General features: G+C 62.4%; 11 protein-coding genes and 1 pseudogene. 5 read left to right on the top strand and 7 right to left on the bottom strand.

The annotated features are described in order from the left end of the window. The first annotated feature begins 27 nt into the window (after positions 1-27). The 3 genes from BS629_RS36850 to glgB are packed head-to-tail and all read left to right on the top strand — an operon-like array spanning position 28 to position 8,741. A complete protein-coding gene (locus BS629_RS36850) occupies positions 28-3,252 on the top strand; it encodes an alpha-1,4-glucan--maltose-1-phosphate maltosyltransferase (protein WP_018245896.1) in 3,225 nt (1,074 codons plus the stop codon). Beyond that, a complete protein-coding gene (gene treS, locus BS629_RS36845; protein WP_018517831.1) occupies positions 3,253-6,534 on the top strand; it encodes a maltose alpha-D-glucosyltransferase in 3,282 nt (1,093 codons plus the stop codon). It begins immediately after the preceding gene. Then, entirely contained in the window at positions 6,531-8,741 is a 2,211-nt protein-coding gene (gene glgB, locus BS629_RS36840) for a 1,4-alpha-glucan branching protein GlgB (RefSeq protein ID WP_018245894.1), read from the top strand. Before treS ends, glgB begins: the two co-directional genes overlap by 4 nt. A gap of 75 nt (positions 8,742-8,816) precedes the next feature. On the opposite strand, the gene BS629_RS36835 is transcribed toward glgB, so the two are convergent. The 7 genes from BS629_RS36835 to BS629_RS36805 form a co-directional block, all read right to left on the bottom strand. Continuing rightward, on the bottom strand, positions 8,817-9,578 hold the full coding sequence (locus BS629_RS36835; RefSeq protein WP_018245893.1) for an ABC transporter ATP-binding protein: 762 nt from the start codon (positions 9,576-9,578) through the stop codon (positions 8,817-8,819). Then, positions 9,575-10,615, bottom strand: coding sequence for a FecCD family ABC transporter permease (locus BS629_RS36830; RefSeq protein ID WP_018245892.1), 1,041 nt, complete (start codon positions 10,613-10,615; stop codon positions 9,575-9,577). Before BS629_RS36830 ends, BS629_RS36835 begins: the two co-directional genes overlap by 4 nt. Continuing rightward, entirely contained in the window at positions 10,612-11,637 is a 1,026-nt protein-coding gene (locus BS629_RS36825) for an ABC transporter substrate-binding protein (RefSeq protein WP_018245891.1), read from the bottom strand. The genes BS629_RS36830 and BS629_RS36825 overlap by 4 nt, the downstream gene beginning before the upstream one ends. 156 nt (positions 11,638-11,793) lie before the next feature. Further along, positions 11,794-12,432 (bottom strand): RES family NAD+ phosphorylase, encoded by a 639-nt coding sequence (locus tag BS629_RS36820; RefSeq protein WP_018245890.1) that lies wholly within the window; start codon positions 12,430-12,432, stop codon positions 11,794-11,796. Beyond that, positions 12,432-13,043: a helix-turn-helix domain-containing protein gene (locus BS629_RS36815; RefSeq protein WP_018245889.1), complete on the bottom strand. Its 612-nt coding sequence runs from the start codon at positions 13,041-13,043 to the stop codon at positions 12,432-12,434. Before BS629_RS36815 ends, BS629_RS36820 begins: the two co-directional genes overlap by 1 nt. A gap of 156 nt (positions 13,044-13,199) precedes the next feature. Next, complete coding sequence (locus BS629_RS36810; protein ID WP_018245888.1) at positions 13,200-13,481, bottom strand: hypothetical protein; 282 nt, start codon at positions 13,479-13,481, stop codon at positions 13,200-13,202. 76 nt (positions 13,482-13,557) lie between these two features. Continuing rightward, positions 13,558-14,022 (bottom strand): hypothetical protein, encoded by a 465-nt coding sequence (locus BS629_RS36805; protein ID WP_020493438.1) that lies wholly within the window; start codon positions 14,020-14,022, stop codon positions 13,558-13,560. A 211-nt stretch (positions 14,023-14,233) separates the two neighbouring features. Here BS629_RS36805 and BS629_RS36800 point away from each other — a divergent pair, with 211 nt between their 5' ends. Beyond that, positions 14,234-20,533, top strand: coding sequence for a HAMP domain-containing protein (locus tag BS629_RS36800; protein WP_018245886.1), 6,300 nt, complete (start codon positions 14,234-14,236; stop codon positions 20,531-20,533). An 11-nt stretch (positions 20,534-20,544) separates the two neighbouring features. Then, positions 20,545-22,219, top strand: a pseudogene (locus BS629_RS36795) (response regulator). Positions 22,220-22,309 lie beyond the last annotated feature (90 nt).

Raw genomic sequence — 22,309 nt, 5'->3', positions numbered from 1 at the left:
CCTGTAAAGCAACTCGAGCGGCGGCCGATGTTATTCTCTCCAAAACAGGGTGTGTTGAGCACCCCACCCCGGATTTATTATGTCAATCCACTCCTTCTTCAGGGTATCGATGCGTGGCGCGAGGTTTTCGACCATGCAGCGGATACGGGTTTCGACCGTGTGCTGACGGCGCCTCTTTTCGACCGGGGCGGGGAGCGCAGCGTCTTTGCCTCCCGGGACCTAGGCCGCCTCGATCCTCAACTGTCGCTCGGAAGCGCAGTCGAGGAGGGGGTGGGACGCCTGGCGGAGGCCGCCCGCAAGAGCGGCGTCGCCTTGATGATGGACTTGATGCTCGACGGTAAGGCCCGGGATCCCAAGGCGGGCTTTCACCCTGTCGATCCGAGGCGCTCGCCATTGGACCCGGCGGAACCGATGACTGCGATGGGGGCGGAGTCTCTATCCCGGCTGTTGGAAGAATGGACCGAACGGCTGCGAGGACTGACTGGTCTCGGCCTCTCCGGCTACAGGGCGCTCGGGATCGATCGCATTGCGCCGGCGGTTTTCAAATCACTGATTTCGGCGGTGCGCGAGAAGGCGGACGCGCAATTCCTCGCCTGGACGCCCGGCACTGACTTTGGAGCCAGGGCCGCGGTCAAGGATACAGGCTTCGACGGATGTTTTTCATCGATGGCTTGGTGGGATTTCGATGAGAGATGGTTCATCGAAGAACACCGCGTCCAGAAGGAGCTTGGCTGGCAGGTCGCTTTTCCGGAGCCGCCCTTCGCCAGGCGGATCGCCCACGGAACCGAAAGTCGCGAAATCCTCGAACGGCGCGCTATAAGGGCGCTCCGGCTGGCTGCTTCACTCGGCGGCGGCCTGATGGTTCCGATGGGCTTCGAATATGGCGCAGTCACGCCGCTCGATCCGACCCATGGGAATGGAGCGGGCTTGCGGAGGATGCGCCATGACCTTGCCTTCGATATCTCCTCCGAAATTCGCCTTGCGAACACCGAGGTCGGCAAGAAACCCCATGCGCCGACCTCGTCGCTCCGGCTCATCCGCAACGCCAACGGACCGGTCTCAGCGCTGCTGCAGGCTGAGGCGGAAGACCTTCGTAGCACTGAGAATGTGCGGTTCATCCTGCTCAACAGGGACCTTCGGAAAAGTGCGCCCGCTCCGGTGACCGCACTGCGCGAAGCGGCCTCCGGTTTTCTTCCCGCCGCAGCCGACGGCACAGCTCTGCGGCTGCGGGCAGGGGAGACCCTGGTGGTCGAAGGCAAGGCGCCGGCGCCGATCACATCCCGGCCGATCCTCGACGTCGCACAGGCGATAGCATCACCGCGGCTCGCCATCGAAAACATCATGCCGCGGGTCGATGAAGGGCGCTTTCCCGTCAAGCGGGTGGTCGGCGACATCGTCACCGTCGAGGCGGATATATTCGCCGACGGCCATGACCCGATCGCCGCGGTCCTGCTCTGGCGGCCGCTCGATGCGGCGGACTGGAATGAGACGGAGATGCAATTGGTCGAAAACGACCGCTGGCGCGCCGAATTCCTGCTGGAGCGCATTGGACGTTATGAATTTGCCGTCGAGGCATGGAAGAACCCGTTTGCGATTTTCCGCTACGAACTGACGAAGAAGAACGATGCCAGGCTGGATCTGAAGCTCGAACTGCAGGAGGGGTTGAACCTCGTCCGCTCGGCCGAGATGCATGCCGGCCCAACGCTCAATGCCGAATTGAAGGCCCTCGGCGACAATCTCGAAAGCGCCTCCGATGCCGAGCGCACGGCGATCCTGCTCGATGCCGAAACATCCGAATTGATGAACAAGGCGGATTGGCGGCCGTTTCGGCTTCGCTCGACGGCAAGCGCCGTCGATGCCGAGCGCAAGGAGGCTGCCTTTGCCAGCTGGTACCAGATCTTCCCGCGCTCGCAGAGCGGCGATCCGGACCGACACGGCACCTTCGACGACGTCATCCCGCGACTGCCCGCCATCCGCGACATGGGTTTCGACGTGCTCTATTTCCCGCCGATTCATCCGATCGGTTCGACCAACCGGAAAGGCCGCAACAACAGCCTGAAAGCCGGGCCGGGCGACCCCGGAAGCCCCTATGCCATCGGCTCCGAGGATGGCGGCCATGACGCCATCCATCCCGAGCTCGGCGAGTTCGAGGATTTCCGCCGGTTGGTCGAGGCGGCAGGGCGGCATGGCCTGGAGATCGCTCTCGACCTTGCGATCCAGGCGTCGCCGGATCACCCCTGGTTGAAGGAGCATCCCGGCTGGTTCGACTGGCGTCCCGACGGCACGATCAAATATGCCGAAAACCCGCCGAAGAAATACGAGGACATCGTCAACGTCGATTTCTACACGAAAGATGCCCTGCCTTCGCTTTGGGTGGAGCTCAGGGATGTCGTGCAGCTTTGGGTGGACCAGGGCGTCAAGCTGTTTCGCGTCGACAATCCGCACACGAAGCCCTTTCCGTTCTGGGAATGGCTGATCGGCGATATCAGGGCCCGTCATCCCGATGTCGTCTTCCTCTCGGAAGCCTTCACCAAGCCGAAGGTCATGTACCGGCTGGCAAAGATCGGCTTCTCCCAGTCCTATACCTACTTCACCTGGCGCAATGCCAAATGGGAACTCGAGCAATATATGCGGGAGCTGACCGAGACCGCGCCGAAGGAATTCTTCCGCCCGCATTTCTTCGTCAACACCCATGATATCAATCCGGATTTCCTGCAGAACGCACCGCGCCCGGCCTTCCTGATCCGCGCAGCACTTGCCGCCACTCTTTCGGGATTGTGGGGCGTCTATAATGGTTTCGAACTTTGCGAGGGGCGACCCGATGCCAAGCGCAAGGAATATGCCGACAGCGAAAAGTACGAAATCCGGGCCTGGGACTATGACCGGCCGGGCAATATCATTGCCGAAATCAGGACGCTCAACCGCATCCGGACCGAAAACACCGCGCTGCATTCGCATCTCGGGCTGACGCTGCTGAATGCGCGAAATGACAATATCTTGTTCTTCGAGAAGGCAAGCCGCGCCCGCGACAACGTCCTGCTGATCGCCATCAGCCTCGACCCCCATAATTTCCAGCAAAGCGACGTCGAGCTGCCGCTCTGGCACTGGTCGCTCGGAGACGACGGCACGCTGGATGCGGAAGATCTGATCGGCGGCCATCGTTTCAAGTGGACCGGCAAATGGCAGAGCATCGGGCTCAATCCTGAGATCCTGCCCTATGCGATCTGGCGCATTCGCTCAAGGGAGGCATGAATGGACACGATGAATGCAGATAGCGCGCCGCAGCCGCTCTGGTACAAGGATGCGATCATCTACCAGCTGCACATCAAGTCGTTCTACGATGGCAATGGCGACGGGGTCGGCGACTTCGCCGGCCTGCACCAGAAGCTCGATCATATCGCAGCGCTCGGCGTCAATGCCATCTGGCTCCTGCCTTTCTTTCCCTCTCCGCGCCGCGACGACGGCTACGACATCGCCGACTATGGCAATGTCAGCCCCGATTACGGGACGATGGAGGATTTCCGAGCCTTCGTCGACGCCGCCCACCAGCGCAATATTCGCGTCATCATCGAACTCGTCATCAACCACACCTCCGACCAGCATCCCTGGTTCCAGCGCGCGCGCCAGGCGCCGGCGGGATCGCCGGAGCGCGACTTTTACGTCTGGTCGGATACCGATCAGAAATTTCCGGAAACACGCATCATTTTCATCGATACAGAAAAATCCAACTGGACATGGGACGCGGTGGCCGGCGCCTATTACTGGCACCGCTTCTATTCCCATCAACCCGACCTGAATTTCGACAGCCCTCTTGTCATGGAGGAGTTGCTGAGGGTTATGCGCTTCTGGCTGGAAACCGGCATCGACGGGTTTCGTCTCGATGCGATCCCCTACCTCGTCGAGCGCGAGGGGACGATCAACGAAAACCTGCCGGAAACCCACGGGATCCTCAAACGCATACGCGCCGCGCTCGATGCCACTCATCCCGGCGTGATGCTGCTTGCCGAGGCCAATCAATGGCCGGAGGACACGCGCGAATATTTCGGAGAGGGCGACGAATGCCACATGGCCTTCCACTTCCCGCTAATGCCGCGCATGTATATGGCGATCGCCAAGGAGGATCGGTTTCCGATCACCGACATCCTGCGCCAGACGCCGGAGATTCCAGACAACTGCCAATGGGCGATCTTCCTTCGCAACCACGACGAGCTGACGCTCGAAATGGTGACCGACGCCGAGCGGGATTATCTCTGGGAGACCTATGCATCCGACAAACGTGCCCGCATCAATCTCGGCATCAGACGGCGCCTGGCGCCATTAATGGAGCGCGACCGCCGGCGGATCGAGCTGATGAACGCGCTTCTTCTCTCGATGCCGGGAACGCCGGTGATCTATTACGGTGACGAGATTGGCATGGGCGACAATATCTATCTCGGCGACCGGGATGGAGTGAGGACGCCGATGCAATGGTCTCCGGACCGCAATGGCGGTTTCTCCAGGGCAGATCCGGCGCGTCTCGTCCTGCCGCCCGTCGCCGACCCGCTCTACGGTTTCGAGGCCGTCAACGTCGAGGCGCAGAGTACGGACGCGCATTCGCTGCTCAACTGGACGCGCAGAATGTTGGCGTTGCGCGGCAGGCATCCGGCCTTCGGGCGTGGCACGCTGCGGTTCCTTTCACCGGAAAATCGCAAGATCCTTGCCTATCTCAGGGAGTATGAAGGCGAGGTTCTGCTCTGTGTTGCAAGTCTCTCGCGGCTGCCCCAGGCCGTCGAACTCGACTTGTCGAGCTTCGAGGGGCGCGTGCCCATTGAACTGACCGGGATGTCGCCGTTTCCGCCGATCGGCCAGTTGACCTATCTGCTGACCTTACCGCCCTACGGTTTCTTCTGGTTCCAGCTGACGGCTGATGCCGACCCGCCGGCGTGGCGCACCGCACCGCCGGAACAGCTTCCCGATCTGTTGACGATGGTCATCCGGCGTAGCCTGCTCGACCTCGTGGATGAACCGGGTCATGCGCGCATTCTGAGCGGCGAAATCCTGCCCGCCTATCTCTCTAAGCGGCGATGGTTCGGGGCAAAGGACCAGGCGGTTCAGGCCGCTCGACTGATCTCCGCGACACCAATCCCATTCGCCGACGGCGTCGTCCTCGGCGAATTGGAGGTCGAGCTGCCGAACCACAGCGAATCCTACCAACTGCCGCTCACGGTCGCCTGGGACGATGCGCATCCTTCCGCGCTTGCCCAGCAGCTTGCGCTTGGGAGGATTCGCCAAGGTAGACGCGTCGGTTTCCTCACAGACGGATTTGCCGTGGAGGCAATGGCGCGCGGCATTCTGCACGGACTTCGCGACCGCTCGCGCACCACCGGCCGGACCGGCACGCTCGAATTCATTGGGACAGAACGGCTCGACAGTCTCGATATTTCAGACGAGCTGCCGGTGCATTGGCTATCGGCTGAACAGTCCAACAGCTCGCTGCTCGTCGGCGATGTAGCGATGATCAAACTGATCAGACACATCTTCCCGGGCATCCATCCGGAAGTCGAGATGACGCGCTATCTCACCCGCGCCGGCTATGACCACACGGCGCCCCTGCTCGGAGAGGTCGCGCATACCGATTCCAGCGGACGCCGTTCCACCTTGATCATCGTCCAGGGCGCGATCCGCAATCAGGGCGACGCCTGGAACTGGATGCTGAACAATCTACGCCGCGGGGCCGACGAACTCGTGCTGAACGATCCGGCGGTCCAACCAGACGATGACGTCTTCCGGTCGCTGATCAGTTTCGTCGCGATGGTGGGTCTCAGGCTCGGCGAATTGCATGTCGTACTCGCTGCGAAGACCGGGGACGAGGCCTTCAGCCCGGTGGTATCAGGCGACAGCGAGGTCGAGGCGATGAGGAAGGCCGTTGCCGGGGAGCTCGCCTATGCCATGTCGAAGCTCGAGGAACGCGACGAGAATGCCGACCCTGCAATCGACCTGCTCGCAAGGCCGCTTCTCGAGCGTCGTTCCGAACTCGCAGAGCTCGCCGCGACGCTGGCGGAGAGCGCCCGCCATACGCTGATGACACGCACGCATGGCGACTTCCATCTTGGCCAGATCCTTGTCAGCGAGGGTGATGCCGTCATCATCGACTTCGAGGGCGAGCCTGCGAAAAACCTGGCCGAGCGCCGCGCCAAGACGAACCCGCTGCGCGATGTCGCCGGGCTTTTGAGATCGCTGAGCTACCTCGTGGCCACCGCCCAGCTCGATAACGACGCGGTCATCGAACACGACAACGAGGTCCGCCGCGAGGCGATCGCCCGCTTCGGGCGCCATGCCGAGGAGGCCTTTCTCGATGCCTATTCGCAGGCGGTTTCCGTATCGAAGGAGCTTGACATGCCACCCCACCAAAGACGCCGGGTTCTCGATGCCTTTCTACTCGAAAAGGCCGCCTACGAGATCGCCTATGAAGCCCGCAACAGACCGAAATGGCTTCCGATCCCGCTATTCGGCCTTACCGAAATCGTAGCGCGTCTGACGGGAGTCAAGGCATGAATGTTGAGCGCTCGGAACTTCTGGCGGGCATCGGACAGGATGCGCTATGGGCCCTGATCGAGGGGCGCCATGGCGATCCCTTTTCGATCCTCGGTCCCCACCAAAGCGGCGGCATGACGATCATGCGGGTGTATCTGCCCGGAGCGGAAGCGGTCGATCTCATCGATGCGACGAGCGGCCGGGTGGTGGCGCCGTTCAGCATCGCCCACCCGTCCGGCCTGTTTGCGGCGGTGGCGGCCTCGAGGACGGGATACCGGCTGCGGATCACATGGCCGGATGCAGTTCAGATCACTGAGGACCCCTACAGTTTCGGTCTGCTGCTCGGAGAGCTCGACCTCCATCTGATATCGGAGGGCACCCACTACAGTCTGAGCCGGACGCTCGGCGCAGTTGATATGTCGATCGACGGGATATCGGGCGTTCGTTTCGCCGTGTGGGCCCCGAATGCGCGCCGCGTCTCGGTTGTCGGCGACTTCAACGCCTGGGACGGGCGGCGCAATCCGATGCGGCTGAGACCGTCGGCGGGCGTCTGGGAGCTGTTCGTTCCGCGCCTCGCCCCCGGTGAAAGATATAAGTTCGAGATCATCGATGCTGAGGGGACATGCTTGCCGCAGAAGGCCGATCCGGTCGCGAGGGCGAGCGAGGCGGCTCCGTCCACCGCCTCCATCGTCGCATCGTCGACGCCGTTTCGATGGACCGATGACGGCTGGATGAAGGGCCGGTCCCGCCAAGACAGGCTGGAGGGCGCATTCTCGGTCTATGAGGTGCACGCCGGCTCCTGGCTTCGAGATCTAAAGGACGGCAACAGGTCGCTCGACTGGGTTGAACTCAGTCAGCGGCTGGTTCCCTATGTCAGCGACATGGGCTTTACCCATATCGAGCTGCTGCCGATCATGGAGCATCCGTTCGGTGGGTCCTGGGGTTATCAGCCGCTCGGGCTATTCGCGCCCACCGGCCGATATGGGACGCCTGAAGATTTCGCCTATTTCATCGACCGGTGCCATGGCGCCGGGCTCGGCGTCATCCTCGATTGGGTTCCTGCTCATTTTCCTACAGACGTCTGGGGGCTTGCCCGCTTCGACGGCAGCGCGCTCTACGAGCACGAAGATCCGCGCGAAGGCTTTCACCGCGACTGGAACACGCTGATCTACAATCTCGGCCGCAACGAGGTGAAAGGGTTCCTGATCGCCAGCGCGCTGGAATGGCTCGAGCGCTACCATATCGACGGTTTGCGGGTCGACGCCGTTGCCTCGATGCTTTACCGCGACTACAGCCGCAACGAGGGCGAATGGATCCCCAACCAATATGGCGGCCGCGAGAATCTGGAAGCGGTCGAATTCTTCAAGCACCTGAACAGCATCATTCACGAGCGCTGCCCGCACGCGATGACGATCGCCGAGGAATCAACTGCCTGGCCCGGCGTGACGAAGCCGCCGGAGCAGGGAGGGCTGGGGTTCGACATCAAATGGAACATGGGCTGGATGCATGACAGCCTGAGCTACATCGAGAAGGATCCGATTTACCGGAGCTACGCCCATGGCACGATGACCTTCGGCATGATCTATGCCTATTCCGAACACTTCATTCTGCCGATTTCACATGACGAGGTCGTCTACGGAAAGGGCTCGCTGCTGACGAAGATGCCGGGCGACGAATGGCAGAGATTCGCCAATCTGCGCAGCTATCTCGCCTTCATGTGGGGTCATCCCGGCAAGAAGCTCTTGTTCATGGGGAGCGAAGTCGCACAGCCGGGCGAGTGGAATCATGATGGTTCGGTGACCTGGGATGTGCTGGACCGGCCCCAGCATGTGGGGATTCAGCGGCTGGTGAAGGATCTGAACGGCCTCTACGCGGACGAGCCGGCATTGCAATTCGGCGACTTTCATCCCGAGGGCTTCGAATGGGCGGCAGCCGACGACGCCGTCAATTCCGTGCTCGGGATGCTCCGTTATGCACCCGATCGTGCTTCGTCGATCCTGGTCATGTCGAATTTCACGCCGGTGCCGCGTTACGGCTACAGGGTCGGCGTGCCCAGCGACGGTGTGTGGATCGAGCGGATGACGACGGATGCGCGGGAATATGGCGGCTCGGGCCTTGTCAATGGCGCGGTGTCGACCGAACCGGTGCCCGCCCACGGCAGGCCCGTCTCTCTGTCGCTGACGCTGCCGCCGCTGTCCACGATCTTTCTGCAGGGGCCGTCGCCTTGACAGTGGTCACGTCGATGACGGTTCCACCGTCATCTGAGACGACCGTAGATAGTCAACTCGGTGACAGTTTCACCGTCACCTGAGATAATGGATATGCGGGCGCGAGTGATAGGGAGAGGCTTCGACACGGGCCTCGACGGAAAAGACATTCCTTAGAAGATCCTCGCTCAACACGTCCTGGGGCGCGCCGGAGGCGACGATCCTGCCATGCTGCATGATGATCAGCTGGTCGCAGAACATGGCAGCATGATTGAGATCGTGCAGGGCGACGATGCTGGTGATCGGCAGGCCGGAGACGAGCCGCATCAGGCCGATCTGATGCTGGATATCGAGATGGTTCGTGGGTTCGTCGAGGATCAGCTCCTGGGGCGACTGGGCGAGCGCCCTTGCGATATGGGTGCGCTGCTTCTCGCCGCCCGACAGGCTTTGCCAGCGATCGTCGCGTTTCTCCGCCATGCCGGCGCGCGCCAGCGCGGCTTCGACCGCCTCGTCGTCGGTCTTCGTCCAGCCTGAAAACATCGACCGGTGCGGGAACCGGCCGAGCTTGACGACGTCGACGACTCTGAGATTGGCATTTGTGGTGGCGTGTTGCTCGACGAAGGCGATCCGCCGGGCGATCGCGCGGCGGCTGATCGTGGCGACGTCGCTCCGGTCGAGCGTGATGCGGCCGGAATGCGGCCGCTTCAGGCCGGCGAGAAGCCGCAGGAGCGAGGTCTTGCCCGAGCCGTTCGGCCCGAGCAGGCCGAGCATCTTGCCCGGCGGCGCGTCCAGGGAAACGCCGTCGAGAATGGTCTTCCTGCCAATCTTCCAGATGAGGTTTTCGGCCTTGATGCTCATGATGCGCGCTGGAACCGGTAGAGGATGATCGAGAAGAAGGGGACGCCCACCAGGGCCGTGACGACGCCGATTGGCAGGATCTGGTTCGGAATGAGGGCGCGCGCGGCGATGTCGGCGAGCACCATGAAGATCGCCCCTGTTATTGCGCAAGCCGGCAGGAGGCGGACATGCAGCGGCCCGACGACAAAGCGCGCGACATGCGGCACGACAAGGCCGACGAAGCCGATCGACCCCACCATGCTGACGATCGTCGCCGTCATCATTGCCGTCAGCGCAAAGAGCGCCATCCGCGCGCGGCCGACATTGACGCCGAGTGATGATGCCGCCTCGTCGCCGAAAGCGAAGGCGTCGAGCACGCGGGCGTAAAACAGGCAGCCGACGAGGCCGACGCCGACAACGATCGAGACCAGCGCGAATTCCGGCCAGCGCACGCCGCCGAAGCTGCCGAGCAGCCAGAACATGACGTCGCGGGCCTGCTGGGCGTTGGCCGATGTCGTGACGATGTAAGACGTAGTGGCGTTGAAAAGCTGCGAAGCGGCGACACCGGCGAGGATGGTGCGATCGGCTCCGCCGCGCGTGCCGTTTGACAGCAGGGCGACGAAGAAGAAGGCCGCGAAGGCTCCGGCAAAGGCGCCGGCGGAAAGCGAGACCGCGCCGGCGCCGACGCCTAAGATGACGATCGCGACGGCGCCTGTGGAGGCGCCGGCCGAGATGCCGAGAACATAGGGTTCGGCAAGCGGATTGCGCAGCAGCGACTGCATGATCGCGCCCGATAGCGCAAGGCCCGCGCCGCAGAAAGCGGCAACCAGCGCCCGGCTGAGACGATAATCCCAGATGACAGTCTCGTGGATGCGGTTCAGTTCGACCGCGGTCCATCCCAACCGGTTGGTGACGGCCGAAAACGTGGTTGCAAGCGGGATCGGCAGGTCGCCGATCCCGACGCTGACGCCAATGGCAACAGCGATGAGGCAGAAAGAGGCCAGGAGCACTGCGAGGACGGCTCCCAGCTGCCGGAAGATACGGCCCGCTTCCGTCACTTCAACAGACCGAGAGCCTTCAGCTGGCCGGCCACCTGCTCAGCGCCGTAGACCGTGCGGACGGTCGGGTTCATGGCCTGGCCGTCCATGATCACGATCGCCTTGTTCTTGACGGCAGGGATCTGGCTGACGGCCGGATCGGTGTTCAGGAAATTGATCTTGGCCTCCGGCTTATCGAGCTCCCAACGATTGCGGTCGAGACTGGCGACGACAATGACGTCGGGATTGGAGGCGATGATGCCTTCCCAGCCGAGCGTCGGCCATTCCGCTTCCGCTGATATCGCGTTGTGTCCGCCGAGCAGATCAGCGATGAAGCCGGACGCGCTGTTCTTGCCGCCGAGATAGGCGTCGGCCGACGGGCTGGGGCTGGAGAACCAGAAGACGTAGGAAAGGTTCTTGCCGTCCTTTGAAGCGCTGGAGCGAAGCTTGGCTTCGCGCGCCTTGAAGTCGGCGATCAACGCCTGGCCGCGATCGGCGACATCGAAAATCTCAGAGAGTTCGTCGATCTCCTTGTAGAGAAGATCCATGTTCCACAGCTCGGCGCGGCTGCCGTACTGGTCCTTGACGTCCTTGGTGCTGAGGCAGGTGCTGGGAGAAAGATAGGTCGCGACGCCGACCTTGTCGAAATCCTCGCGCTTGGCCACCTTGCTGTTCGGCCCAACCAGGCTCGGCAGAGCCGCCGCCACGAAATCGGGATTTTCGGCGAGGATCGATTCGAAAGTCGGCATCTCGACGGTCAGAAGCTTGACCTTGGCATTGGCTTCTGCGAGCTGCGGCAGAACCTTGCTCGGCCAGAAGGCCGTGCCGGCCATCTTGTTCTCGAGGCCGAGCAGCAGCAGGATTTCAGCGCTGTTCTGGCCGAGGCCGATCGCCCGTTCGGGCGCCTTCTGGAAAGTCACCTGCGCGCCGCAGTTTTCCAGGGTCAGCGGATACGTCGTCGAAGCGGCCAAAGACAGATCTGCGGCAAGGCCGATCATGGTTGAGAGGCCGCAGGCGGCCAGAAGCGATTTGAGGCTGGTCACGAAGAAATTCCCGGTGCGTGAGTATATGCGGTCGCCGTATAGCCTCAGAAACAGCCAGAAAACAAGACCAAATAAATCAACTTATCGCAAAATTGACAAGGCATTGCTGCGGGAACAACGTGCCACCGCCTGTCGAACGGCAGCCGCGTTCGCCGTCTAAACGGGGCCGACCGGTGACAGCGACTTGCCGTAGACCTCGAGGATCGCCGCAATCTCCTTGAGGATGCCGGAGAGCGGAAGCGTGCCTTTTCTGTCGAACGCCATGTCGCTGCGTTCGAAAAGGGCGAGGCAGATCTCGCTCGAATCATGGCGCGATTGGTAGGCAAGGCCATCCAGCCGGTCGGCATGGTCCCAAAGCGCGTCGGTCCAAAGGCCGCATGGTCCGTAGGGGCCGGTGGAGTTGGCATTATCAGTGCCGAGGGTCTGCAGGCCGGTTCCGTGCATGCGGACGATCCTCAGCGGTCTGATACAGCTGAGTTCACTGATGGCGCGTGTGGTGATTTCGGTCATGGACACCATCAACCGCTGGGGATTGCGCAGGATCGTTTCCGTAAGCGCTCCCCTGCGGCTCATCCCGACATAGAGAATTCCGAAACGTCCGCTGGCGCTGTCGAAACGATTGGTGGCGGGAATCCCGGGGCCGGGTCCAAAGAAGATGGGGTCGAGATGCGTCCGATGGACCCTATGGAGAACCTGCCCGACCGGAATGAGGTCGATCGGCAATGACGAATGGGCGAGCCAAGCGGGCGGGGGCAGTGCAGCTCCCGACGGCCCTCTGCCTGCATTTGCCGGCATCAGGCAAAGCCGCCGGAGGTTTCGATCCGGATCAGACGCCGGACTGCTTCACGATCGCCGTCGCGCAGCGCCTGCAGAGCTGTCCGACCACCGAGAACCGTATCGGAAGCAAGCAGAAAATCCAATGCGATCCAGGGACCGGCGGCGGCAAAACCACGCACGACATCGGAAATCCCTGCGATCACCTCACCTTGATCCAACTGGCAGAGCGGATAGCGCCAGTCGCTGCCTTCGCGCATGGCAAGCAGCGTGCCGGCTCGCCGCCTTTTGTCGACGGCCTGTCTGCTGATGCCGAGGATCCGTCCGGCGTCCTCGGCTGACATCGTCCCGCCGGCCCGTTCGACGAGATTTTGCCGATGCTCGACGTTGCGAGCCAACGCCGGAACCAGCGGATCGAGATCGTTTATCGCCGCGCCCACCATATCCGAGCGGCTGAGAAGCTGCGCCAACGATCCGGCGTCGGTCGGGGCTGAAAGCGCATCGGCCAGATCCTTTGCCGGCACGTTTGCAGAAATGCGCTCGAGCGCCGAAGTCGCGCGTCGCAGAAACGCGGCTCTGATGGAATTCGGCTCTTCCTGTTCTGTGACGGGAGTGGATGCGTGGCGGGCCATGGAGCGGCTCCTTGGTTGACAAGGTATTTATATGGCTCATGCCGATATGAAGTCAACCACATGTGTAGAGGCCACGTGCATCAATAAGCTTCCAGAAAGCCCCGATTGCCCGGGAGAGAACATACGGGTTCTCGTCAGCGAAGCCTTCGACATTGTTCAGGTCATCTTTCCTACAAGCTTGGCATAGTCCGAAAACGTCAACCGTTCGCCTCTCCTGCCTGCCTCTTCGGCAAGCTGCAGCACACGGATGGGGAACAGGATCGCGGCGCGATTGGCATCCGACAGTTCATGGTCGTCGTCATCCTCGACTGCCTGCTTGGCTTTCGCGAGCGCGGCATTGAGTTCTCCGCTGGTCAGCAGTTCCTTCTCGACGATCGCATCACATATCGACGCCATGGCCATGATGAGGCCCTTGAGCTGGAGGTTGGCCGTATTCATGAGAACTCCAAGGGAACGAGGGACCTATGATGGTGACGCCGTAGCGCCTCGCCGATTTCGTCGGTAAATTGCTACGTCAGTCCGATTGAATCGGCCGGATCGTGTCGACAGCGATGGCGCCTTCGAGGATCCCTCGCTTAACATCGCGCTTGTTCCGCTCGATCTCAATGACGGTGTAAAGCTTGTCGTCGCGAAAAGCGCTGGCATTGACCGTTGTGACGTCCTCGGCGGGAGCCGCATCCACTTCCATGAAGTCAAGCTCACGAGCCGCAGCGACGATCCTGGCATCACCGGCCGTTCTGGCAGCGACGACGACGGTACCATGTCCGGGGGAGTTGTCCCATCTCGGATCGTCGGGCGCCGCGATCGGCTCCAGCCGATAGATGTTGAGCATCTCGTCGCCAGCGTCGGGCGACGATTGCGAAGCCGCATCCTCGATTTGCGCCTGGCTCTCGACCGACTTCCCGAACGTGGTCTGGCTGGTCGCGTTGTTGATCTCTTCCTTGCCTGTCCTTGAGACGTTCGACATATCGCTCTCCATTGTCAGGACGGAAACGACGGCCGGCAGCCAAGTGTTCCCCCACGCACGAAAAACCGCAAATTCCACCCAGACGATGTCCGGCGCGCACTTTGGATATCTGCAACTATCAGGCTCATTTTGGGCGCTGAATCATGTTAGGATCAACGCGGGACGGCCATACCATTTTCCCAGTCGAGCACTAAATTACCAGTCGTCGAAGAGGGGGATTCTCGTGAACAACCAAACCAGCGAATTCGCGCGCGACAATGCCGCGGCAGATAACCTCAATGGTCAGGTCCACAAAGCAATGGCGTTGGACGAGGCCAGTGCCCTTCTGGAGGTGCTGGTTGCGGTAAGACGGGGCGACTTTTCGGTGCGGATGCGGTCGGATCTGACCGGTGTCACCGGCAAGGTCGCCGACGCTCTCAATGACATCATCGCCGCCAATCAGCGCATGGCCCAGCAGCTCGAACATGTCGGGCAGGTGGTCGGCCGGGACGGGCGAACGAGCACGCGCGTGCGCTTCGGCCTGTCGGACGGTTCCTGGTCCGAAATGGAAGGATCGATCAACGGTCTGATTGACGACCTTCTGTGGCCGACGACAGCTGTCACGCGCACGATCACTGCGGTCGCCAAGGGAGATCTTCTGCAGACCGTGCCGCTCGATGTCGACGGTCGGGCGCTCAAAGGTGAGTTCCTACGCTCGGCCGATATCGTCAATACGATGATCAAGCAGCTGAGCGTCTTCACATCGGAAGTGACGCGCGTCGCGCGCGAGGTCGGCACCGACGGAAAACTCGGCGGCCAAGCGCAGGTGCCGGAGGTGACGGGCGTCTGGAAGGACCTCACCGAAAGTGTGAACTCGATGGCGTCGAACCTGACGGCGCAGGTGCGCAACATCGCGGAAGTGACGATCGCCGTCGCGAATGGCGATCTTTCCAAGAAGATCACCGTCGACGTGCGCGGCGAGATCCTGCAGCTGAAGGAGGCGATCAACACCATGGTCGACCAGCTCAGGTCCTTCGCATCGGAAGTGACGCGCGTCGCGCGCGAGGTCGGCACCGAAGGCAAGCTCGGCGGCCAGGCGCTGGTGCCAGGCGTCGCCGGAACCTGGAAAGACCTGACCGATTCCGTCAACGCCATGTGTGGCAACCTGACGGCGCAGGTCCGCAACATCGCCCAGGTGACCACGGCCGTTGCGCGCGGCGACCTGTCGCGCAAGATCACTGTCGACGTTTCGGGCGAAATCTTGGAGCTCAAGGAAACCATCAACACGATGGTCGACCAGCTCAACGGCTTCGCCGGCGAGGTGACGCGCGTGGCGCGTGAAGTCGGCACCGAAGGTCGGCTCGGCGGCCAGGCGCAAGTGCCCGGTGTGGCGGGCACCTGGAAGGACCTGACCGACAACGTCAATTCCATGGCCTCGAACCTCACGGCGCAGGTGCGCAATATCGCCGAAGTCTCGACCGCGATCGCCAATGGCGACCTGTCGAAGAAGATCACGGTCACGGTGTCGGGGGAAATCCTCGAGCTGAAGGAGACGATCAACACGATGGTCGATCAGCTCAATGCCTTTGCTTCCGAAGTGACCCGTGTGGCCCGCGAAGTGGGCACGGAGGGCCGGCTTGGCGGCCAGGCTAATGTGCGCGGCGTCGCCGGCACCTGGAAGGATCTTACCGAGAACGTCAACTCGATGGGCGGCAACCTGACGGCGCAGGTGCGCAATATCGCGGAGGTCTCGACCGCCATCGCCAATGGCGACCTGTCGAAGAAGATCACGGTCGACGTGAAGGGGGAGATCCTCGAGCTGAAGGAAACCATCAATACGATGGTCGATCAGCTGAATGCCTTTGCCTCGGAAGTCACCCGCGTCGCCCGCGAAGTGGGCACGGAGGGCCGGCTCGGCGGCCAGGCCAATGTGCGCGGCGTCGCCGGCACCTGGAAGGACCTGACCGACAGCGTCAATTCGATGGCGTCCAACCTCACCGGGCAGGTGCGCAACATCGCCGAAGTCGCGACCGCCGTCGCCCAGGGAGACCTGTCCAAGAAGATCACCGTCACCGTGTCTGGCGAAATCCTCGAACTGAAGGAGACCATCAACACGATGGTCGACCAGCTCAACGGCTTTGCCGGCGAGGTGACGCGCGTGGCGCGCGAGGTCGGCACCGAAGGCCGGCTCGGCGGCCAGGCGAACGTGCTCGGCGTCGCGGGCACTTGGAAGGATCTGACGGACAGCGTCAATTCCATGGCGGGCAACCTGACGGCGCAGGTGCGCAACATCGCCGAAGTCTCGACCGCGATTGCCAATGGCGACTTGTCGAAGAAGATCACGGTGTCAGTCTCGGGTGAAATCCTCGAGCTCAAGGAAACGCTGAACACCATGGTCGATCAGCTGAACCGCTTTGCTTCCGAAGTCACGCGCGTTGCCCGTGAAGTCGGCACCGAGGGCAAGCTCGGTGGCCAGGCGCAGGTGCCGGGTGTCGCGGGTACCTGGAAAGACCTCACCGAAAACGTCAACTCCATGGCCTCCAACCTTACCGGCCAGGTTCGAAACATCGCCGAAGTCACGACGGCCGTGGCGCGCGGCGACCTGTCGCGCAAGATCACCGTCGACGTGAAGGGGGAAATCCTCGAACTGAAGAACACCATCAATACAATGGTGGACCAGCTCAACGCCTTCGCCGGCGAAGTGACGCGCGTCGCCCGCGAAGTCGGCACCGAAGGCAAGCTTGGCGGCCAGGCGCAGGTCTCCGGCGTCGCCGGCACCTGGAAGGACCTCACCGACAGCGTCAACTCCATGGCGGGCAACCTGACGGCGCAGGTGCGCAATATCGCCGAGGTCGCGACCGCAATCGCCAATGGCGACCTGTCGCGCAAGATCACCGTCGACGTGCGCGGCGAAATCCTGCTCCTGAAGGATACTTTGAATACCATGGTCGATCAGCTTCGCTCCTTTGCCGGCGAAGTGACGCGTGTCGCCCGCGAAGTCGGCACCGATGGCAGGCTCGGCGGTCAGGCTGTCGTTCCCGGCGTCGCCGGCACCTGGAAGGACCTGACCGATAACGTCAACCTGCTCGCCGCCAATCTGACGACCCAGGTTCGAAACATCGCCGAAGTCACGACAGCAGTGGCGCGTGGCGACCTGTCGCGCAAGATCACCGTCGACGTGAAGGGGGAAATCCTCGAACTGAAGAACACCATCAATACGATGGTGGACCAGCTCAACGCCTTCGCCGGCGAAGTGACGCGTGTGGCCCGCGAAGTCGGCACCGAAGGCAAGCTCGGCGGCCAGGCGCAGGTGCCTGGCGTTGCCGGCACCTGGAAAGACTTGACCGACACCGTCAACGTCATGGCCGCCAACCTGACCGAGCAGGTCCGCGGCATCGTCAAGGTGGTGACGGCGGTGGCGAACGGCGACCTCGAGCAAAATCTCACCGTCGCATCCAAGGGCGAGGTGGCAGCCCTTGCCGAGACCATCAACAACATGACCAACACGCTCGCGACCTTTGCCGATCAGGTGACCACGGTTGCGCGCGAGGTGGGCGTGGAAGGCCGTCTCGGCGGTCAGGCGAATGTTCCGGGCACCGCGGGAACCTGGAAGGACTTGACCGGCAACGTCAACCTGCTGGCAGCCAACTTGACGACGCAGGTGCGCGCCATCGCCGAGGTGGCGACCGCCGTCACCAAGGGTGACCTGACGCGCTCGATCAAGGTCGACGCGCGCGGCGAAGTGGCTGAGCTCAAGGATAACATCAACACGATGATCGATAACCTCAGGCTCACCACCGAGCGCAACACCGAGCAGGACTGGCTGAAGACCAACCTGGCGCGCTTCACCAACATGCTGCAGGGGCAGCGCGACCTGACGCTGGTCGGCAAGATGCTGCTGTCGGAGCTGGCGCCTCTGGTCGGTGCCCATCAAGGGGTTATCTACCAGGTGGATGCCGACGAGCGCCAGCCGATCTTGTCGCTGCTCTCCGTCTACGCGAAAGGGGGCGAGGCGGCGCACCCGGCACGTCTCGAGTTCGGCCAGGGACTTGTCGGCCAGTGCGCCAGCGACGCTCGCCGCATCCTGGTCACCGACCTTCCCGACAATGTCGTTCCGATAAGCTCCGGCGTGTTCACGACCTTGCCGAGAAGCGCCATCGTGCTGCCGGTGCATTTCGAGGGGCAGGTGAAGGCCGTGATCGAGTTGGCCTCGGCCGGCGAATTCACCGAGTTGCAGCTGTCCTTCCTCGACCAGTTGACGACATCGATCGGCATCGTCCTCAACTCGATCGAAGCGACCATGCAGACCGAAGGCCTGCTCAAGCAGTCCCAGCAGCTTGCCGCCGAGCTTCAGACGCAGCAGCGCGAGCTGCAACAGACCAACGAGCAGCTCGGACAGAAGGCGCAGCAGCTGGAGGAACGCAACGTCGAAGTCGAGGCGAAGAACCAGGAGATCGAGCAGGCCCGGCGCGCGCTGGAGGAAAAGGCAACCGAGCTCGCGCTGACATCGAAGTACAAATCCGAATTCCTCGCCAACATGTCGCATGAGCTGCGCACGCCGCTGAATTCGATCCTCATCCTCGGCCAGCAGCTGGGAGAAAATCCGGATGGCAACCTGTCGGGCAAACAGGTCGAGTTCGCAAAGACGATCCACGGCGCGGGAACCGATCTGTTGAACCTCATCAGCGACATCCTCGACCTGTCGAAGATCGAGTCCGGAACGGTCTCGGTCGATGCCGAGGAGATTTTTGTCAGCAACCTGCTCGAGATGATGGCGCGGCCATTCCGGCACGAGGCCGAAAACCGGAACCTGTCGTTCTCGGTCGACGTCGGCGCCGATGTCGCCAAGAGCCTCATCACGGATTCGAAGCGACTGCAGCAGATCCTCAAGAACCTGCTGTCGAATGCCTTCAAGTTCACCGCGCAGGGCGGCGTGACGCTTCGCGTCGCTTCGGCAACGAGCGGCTGGTCGTCCGATCACCCCTCGTTGAAGCATGCGCCTTCTGTCATCGCCTTCGAAGTCGTCGACACCGGCATCGGCATACCGCCTGAAAAACAACGCATCATTTTCGAGGCCTTCCAACAGGCGGATGCCTCGACAAGCCGCAAATATGGCGGCACCGGCCTCGGCCTGGCGATCAGCCGCGAACTGGCAAACCTCTTGGGCGGCGAGATCCAGCTGCGCAGCACCCCCGGTGTCGGCAGCACCTTCGTTCTCTACCTGCCGCTCACCTATGTGGGCGCCGGCGCGGTTGCGCCGAAGTCGGTTCCGCCGGCAAATGTCGTGGAATTTGCCGAAGCGGCAGCAAACCGCCGCGCCGACAAGCCGACCGAACATGTCGAAGACGATCGCCACCACATAGCGGCCGGCGACTCGGTGCTGCTCGTCGTCGAGGACGACGCGCACTACGCCCGCGTCCTGGTGGATCTCGCCCGCGACAACGGATTCAAGGTTCTGGTGGCGATGCGCGGTAGCGATGCGCTCGCACTCGCGCAGGACTACAGGCCGGCGGCGATCTCGCTCGACATCTTCCTGCCCGACATGCTCGGGTGGACGGTGCTGAGCCAGCTCAAGCAGAATCCGCAGACGCGGCATATTCCGGTCCAGATTATCAGCCTCGACGAGGATCGTCAGCATGGGCTGACCCGCGGCGCCTTCGCTTTCATGAGCAAGCCGACGACGCCGGAAGGCCTGGGCAAGGCGCTGTCGCGATTGAAGGCCTATGCGCAGCCCCGCCGCAAGCATCTGCTGCTCGTCGAAGACAACGAGGCCGAGCGTCTGAGCGTCACCGCCCTTCTCGGACACGACGACATCGATATCACCAGCGTCGGCTCCGGCTCGGAGGCTCTCGCCGCTCTTCGGCAGAATGCCGCCGACTGCGTGGTGCTCGACCTTTCCCTTCCCGACATGTCCGGCTTCGAAGTGCTGGAGCAAATACGCGACGACGCCGAGATCGGCGAGGTGCCGGTGGTCGTGTTCACCGGCCGGGAGCTTTCCGCTGAGGAAGACGCGACACTGCACAGCATGGCCCGCAGCGTTGTGGTCAAGGGGGTCGAATCGCCCGAGCGTCTGCTGGATGAGACGGCCCTGTTCCTGCACCGGGTTGTCGCCGACCTGCCGGCGGCAAAGCAGGCGACGCTGCAGGACCTGCACAGCTCGGACGAGGATCTGGTCGGCGAGACCGTGCTGCTTGTCGACGACGATGCCCGTAACATCTTCGCGCTGAGCAGCGTCCTCGAACGCCGGGGAATGAAGGTCCTGACCGCGACGACCGGTAGCGAAGCCATCGACGTCATCAACAACGAACCCTCTGTGGCGATCGTGCTGATGGACATCATGATGCCCGGAATGGACGGCTACGAGACAATGCAGGTCATCCGTTCGGAGCCCCGGTTCCGGCGGCTGCCAATCCTGGCGCTGACGGCCAAGGCGATGAAGGGCGACCGCGAGAAATGCCTGGAAGCGGGCGCGTCCGACTACCTGGCGAAACCGGTCAATACCGAACAGCTGTTGTCGGCTCTTCGCATGTGGCTGCATCGCTGAGGATTCTCGCCATGAACCCCGTCAACATCCTCCTCGTCGACGACCAACCGGCAAAGCTCCTGAGTTACGAGGTCATACTCGAAGAGCTCCAAGAAAACCTCATCAAGGCGCAATCCGCACGCGAAGCTTTTGAGCACCTGTTGCGCACCGAAATCGCGGTGATCCTCGTCGATGTCTGTATGCCCGAACAGGATGGGTTCGAGCTCGTCAGCATGATCCGGCAGCATCCGCGCTATCAAAACACGCCGATCATCTTCGTTTCCGCCGTCATGCTGGCGGAACCAGACCGGCTGCGCGGCTATGCGGTGGGCGCGGTCGACTATGTCTCCGTCCCGATCGTCCCCGAAGTGCTGAGAGCCAAGGTTAGGGTCTTTGCCGATCTCTACAGGAAGACGAGGGAACTCGAACGCCTGAACGCCGAGCTGGAGGCCCGGGTTCACCAGCGCACCGCCGAGCTCGAGGCCTCGGCAGCGCAGTTGCGTGAGCTCAACGAGGAGCTCGAGCATCGGATCGATCAACGGACACGGGAGCGCGAAGAGGCGCTCGCACAGCTGTTCGAGGCGCAGAAGCTCGACACGATCGGTCACCTGACGGGTGGCGTGGCCCACGACTTCAATAACCTCCTGATGGCAGTTCTCGGCAGCCTGAATCTTCTGAAGAAACGGCTTCCGGCCGATGAACGCAGCGAACGCCTGGTGACGAACGCGATTCAGGCGGCCGAGCGCGGCACCGCGCTGACCCAGCGCCTGCTTGCCTTCGCACGCCGCCAGGAGCTCAAGCCGCAGGCGGTCGACTTCCTCCGGCTGTTCGAAAACGTCGAGGATCTTCTCGCCAAGGCGGTGGGGCCGCGCATCGAAATCCACAAGAGCATCCCGGCGGATCTCGCCCCTCTTCTGGTCGACAGCAACCAGTTGGAACTGGCGCTGCTCAACTTGTTTGTCAATGCCCGGGATGCGCTCGAAAGCGGCGGAGCCGTGACGGTGGCCGCGGCGGCAGCCGAAGAAGCCCTGCCGACCAGCCTCGCAGGCGGAAATTACATCAGGATATCGGTGTCGGACGATGGCGAGGGGATGGACGAGGCAACGGTCTCGCGTGCCGCCGAACCGTTTTTCACCACCAAGGGGGTCGGCAAGGGCACCGGTCTCGGCCTGTCGATGGTGCATGGCCTGGCAGCGCAATCCGGCGGCTCGATCCAGATATCGAGCGTCAGGGGCAAGGGCACGACCGTTTCCCTGTGGCTCCCCGTTGCCGAGACATTCGTCAAGGTGCAGCCGGTCGTCGAGCCTCCGGCGACGGAGCCTTTGAAACCGGCGTCGCGGCCGCTCGCCATTCTCGTCGTCGACGACGACGCCCTTGTCAGGACGGGAACCGTGGCAATGCTGGAGGATCTCGGGCATCTGCCGCAAGAGGCGTCTTCCGCTTCCCAGGCTTTGGAATTCTTTGCTGACGGACAGGGTTGTGATCTCGTCATCACCGATCATGCCATGCCGGGGATGACGGGCGCAGAGCTTGCGCGTCACCTTCGCTCCTCCTTTCCAGGCCTGCCCATCATCCTTGCCTCGGGCTATGCCGAGTTTTCCGAAGACCATGGCCTCGGCCGGATGCTGCGGATGAAGAAGCCATTCACACAGGAACAGCTTCAGGCGGCGATGGACCAAGCGCTCGGGTAAAATCGCGGCGGCCTGACGATCAAAGCGTAAACATGCCGAGGCGACCGGCGCGGCCATGCTGGTGACAGCGACCGCTTTCGCGCGTCCGCTTGCGGACGAAACTTTT

This window comes from Rhizobium leguminosarum bv. viciae USDA 2370, from assembly GCF_002008365.1.
Taxonomy (GTDB): Bacteria; Pseudomonadota; Alphaproteobacteria; order Rhizobiales; family Rhizobiaceae; genus Rhizobium; species Rhizobium leguminosarum.
Note: the sequence above shows the minus strand (reverse complement) of the source record. Positions and strands in the feature narration are given on the sequence as shown.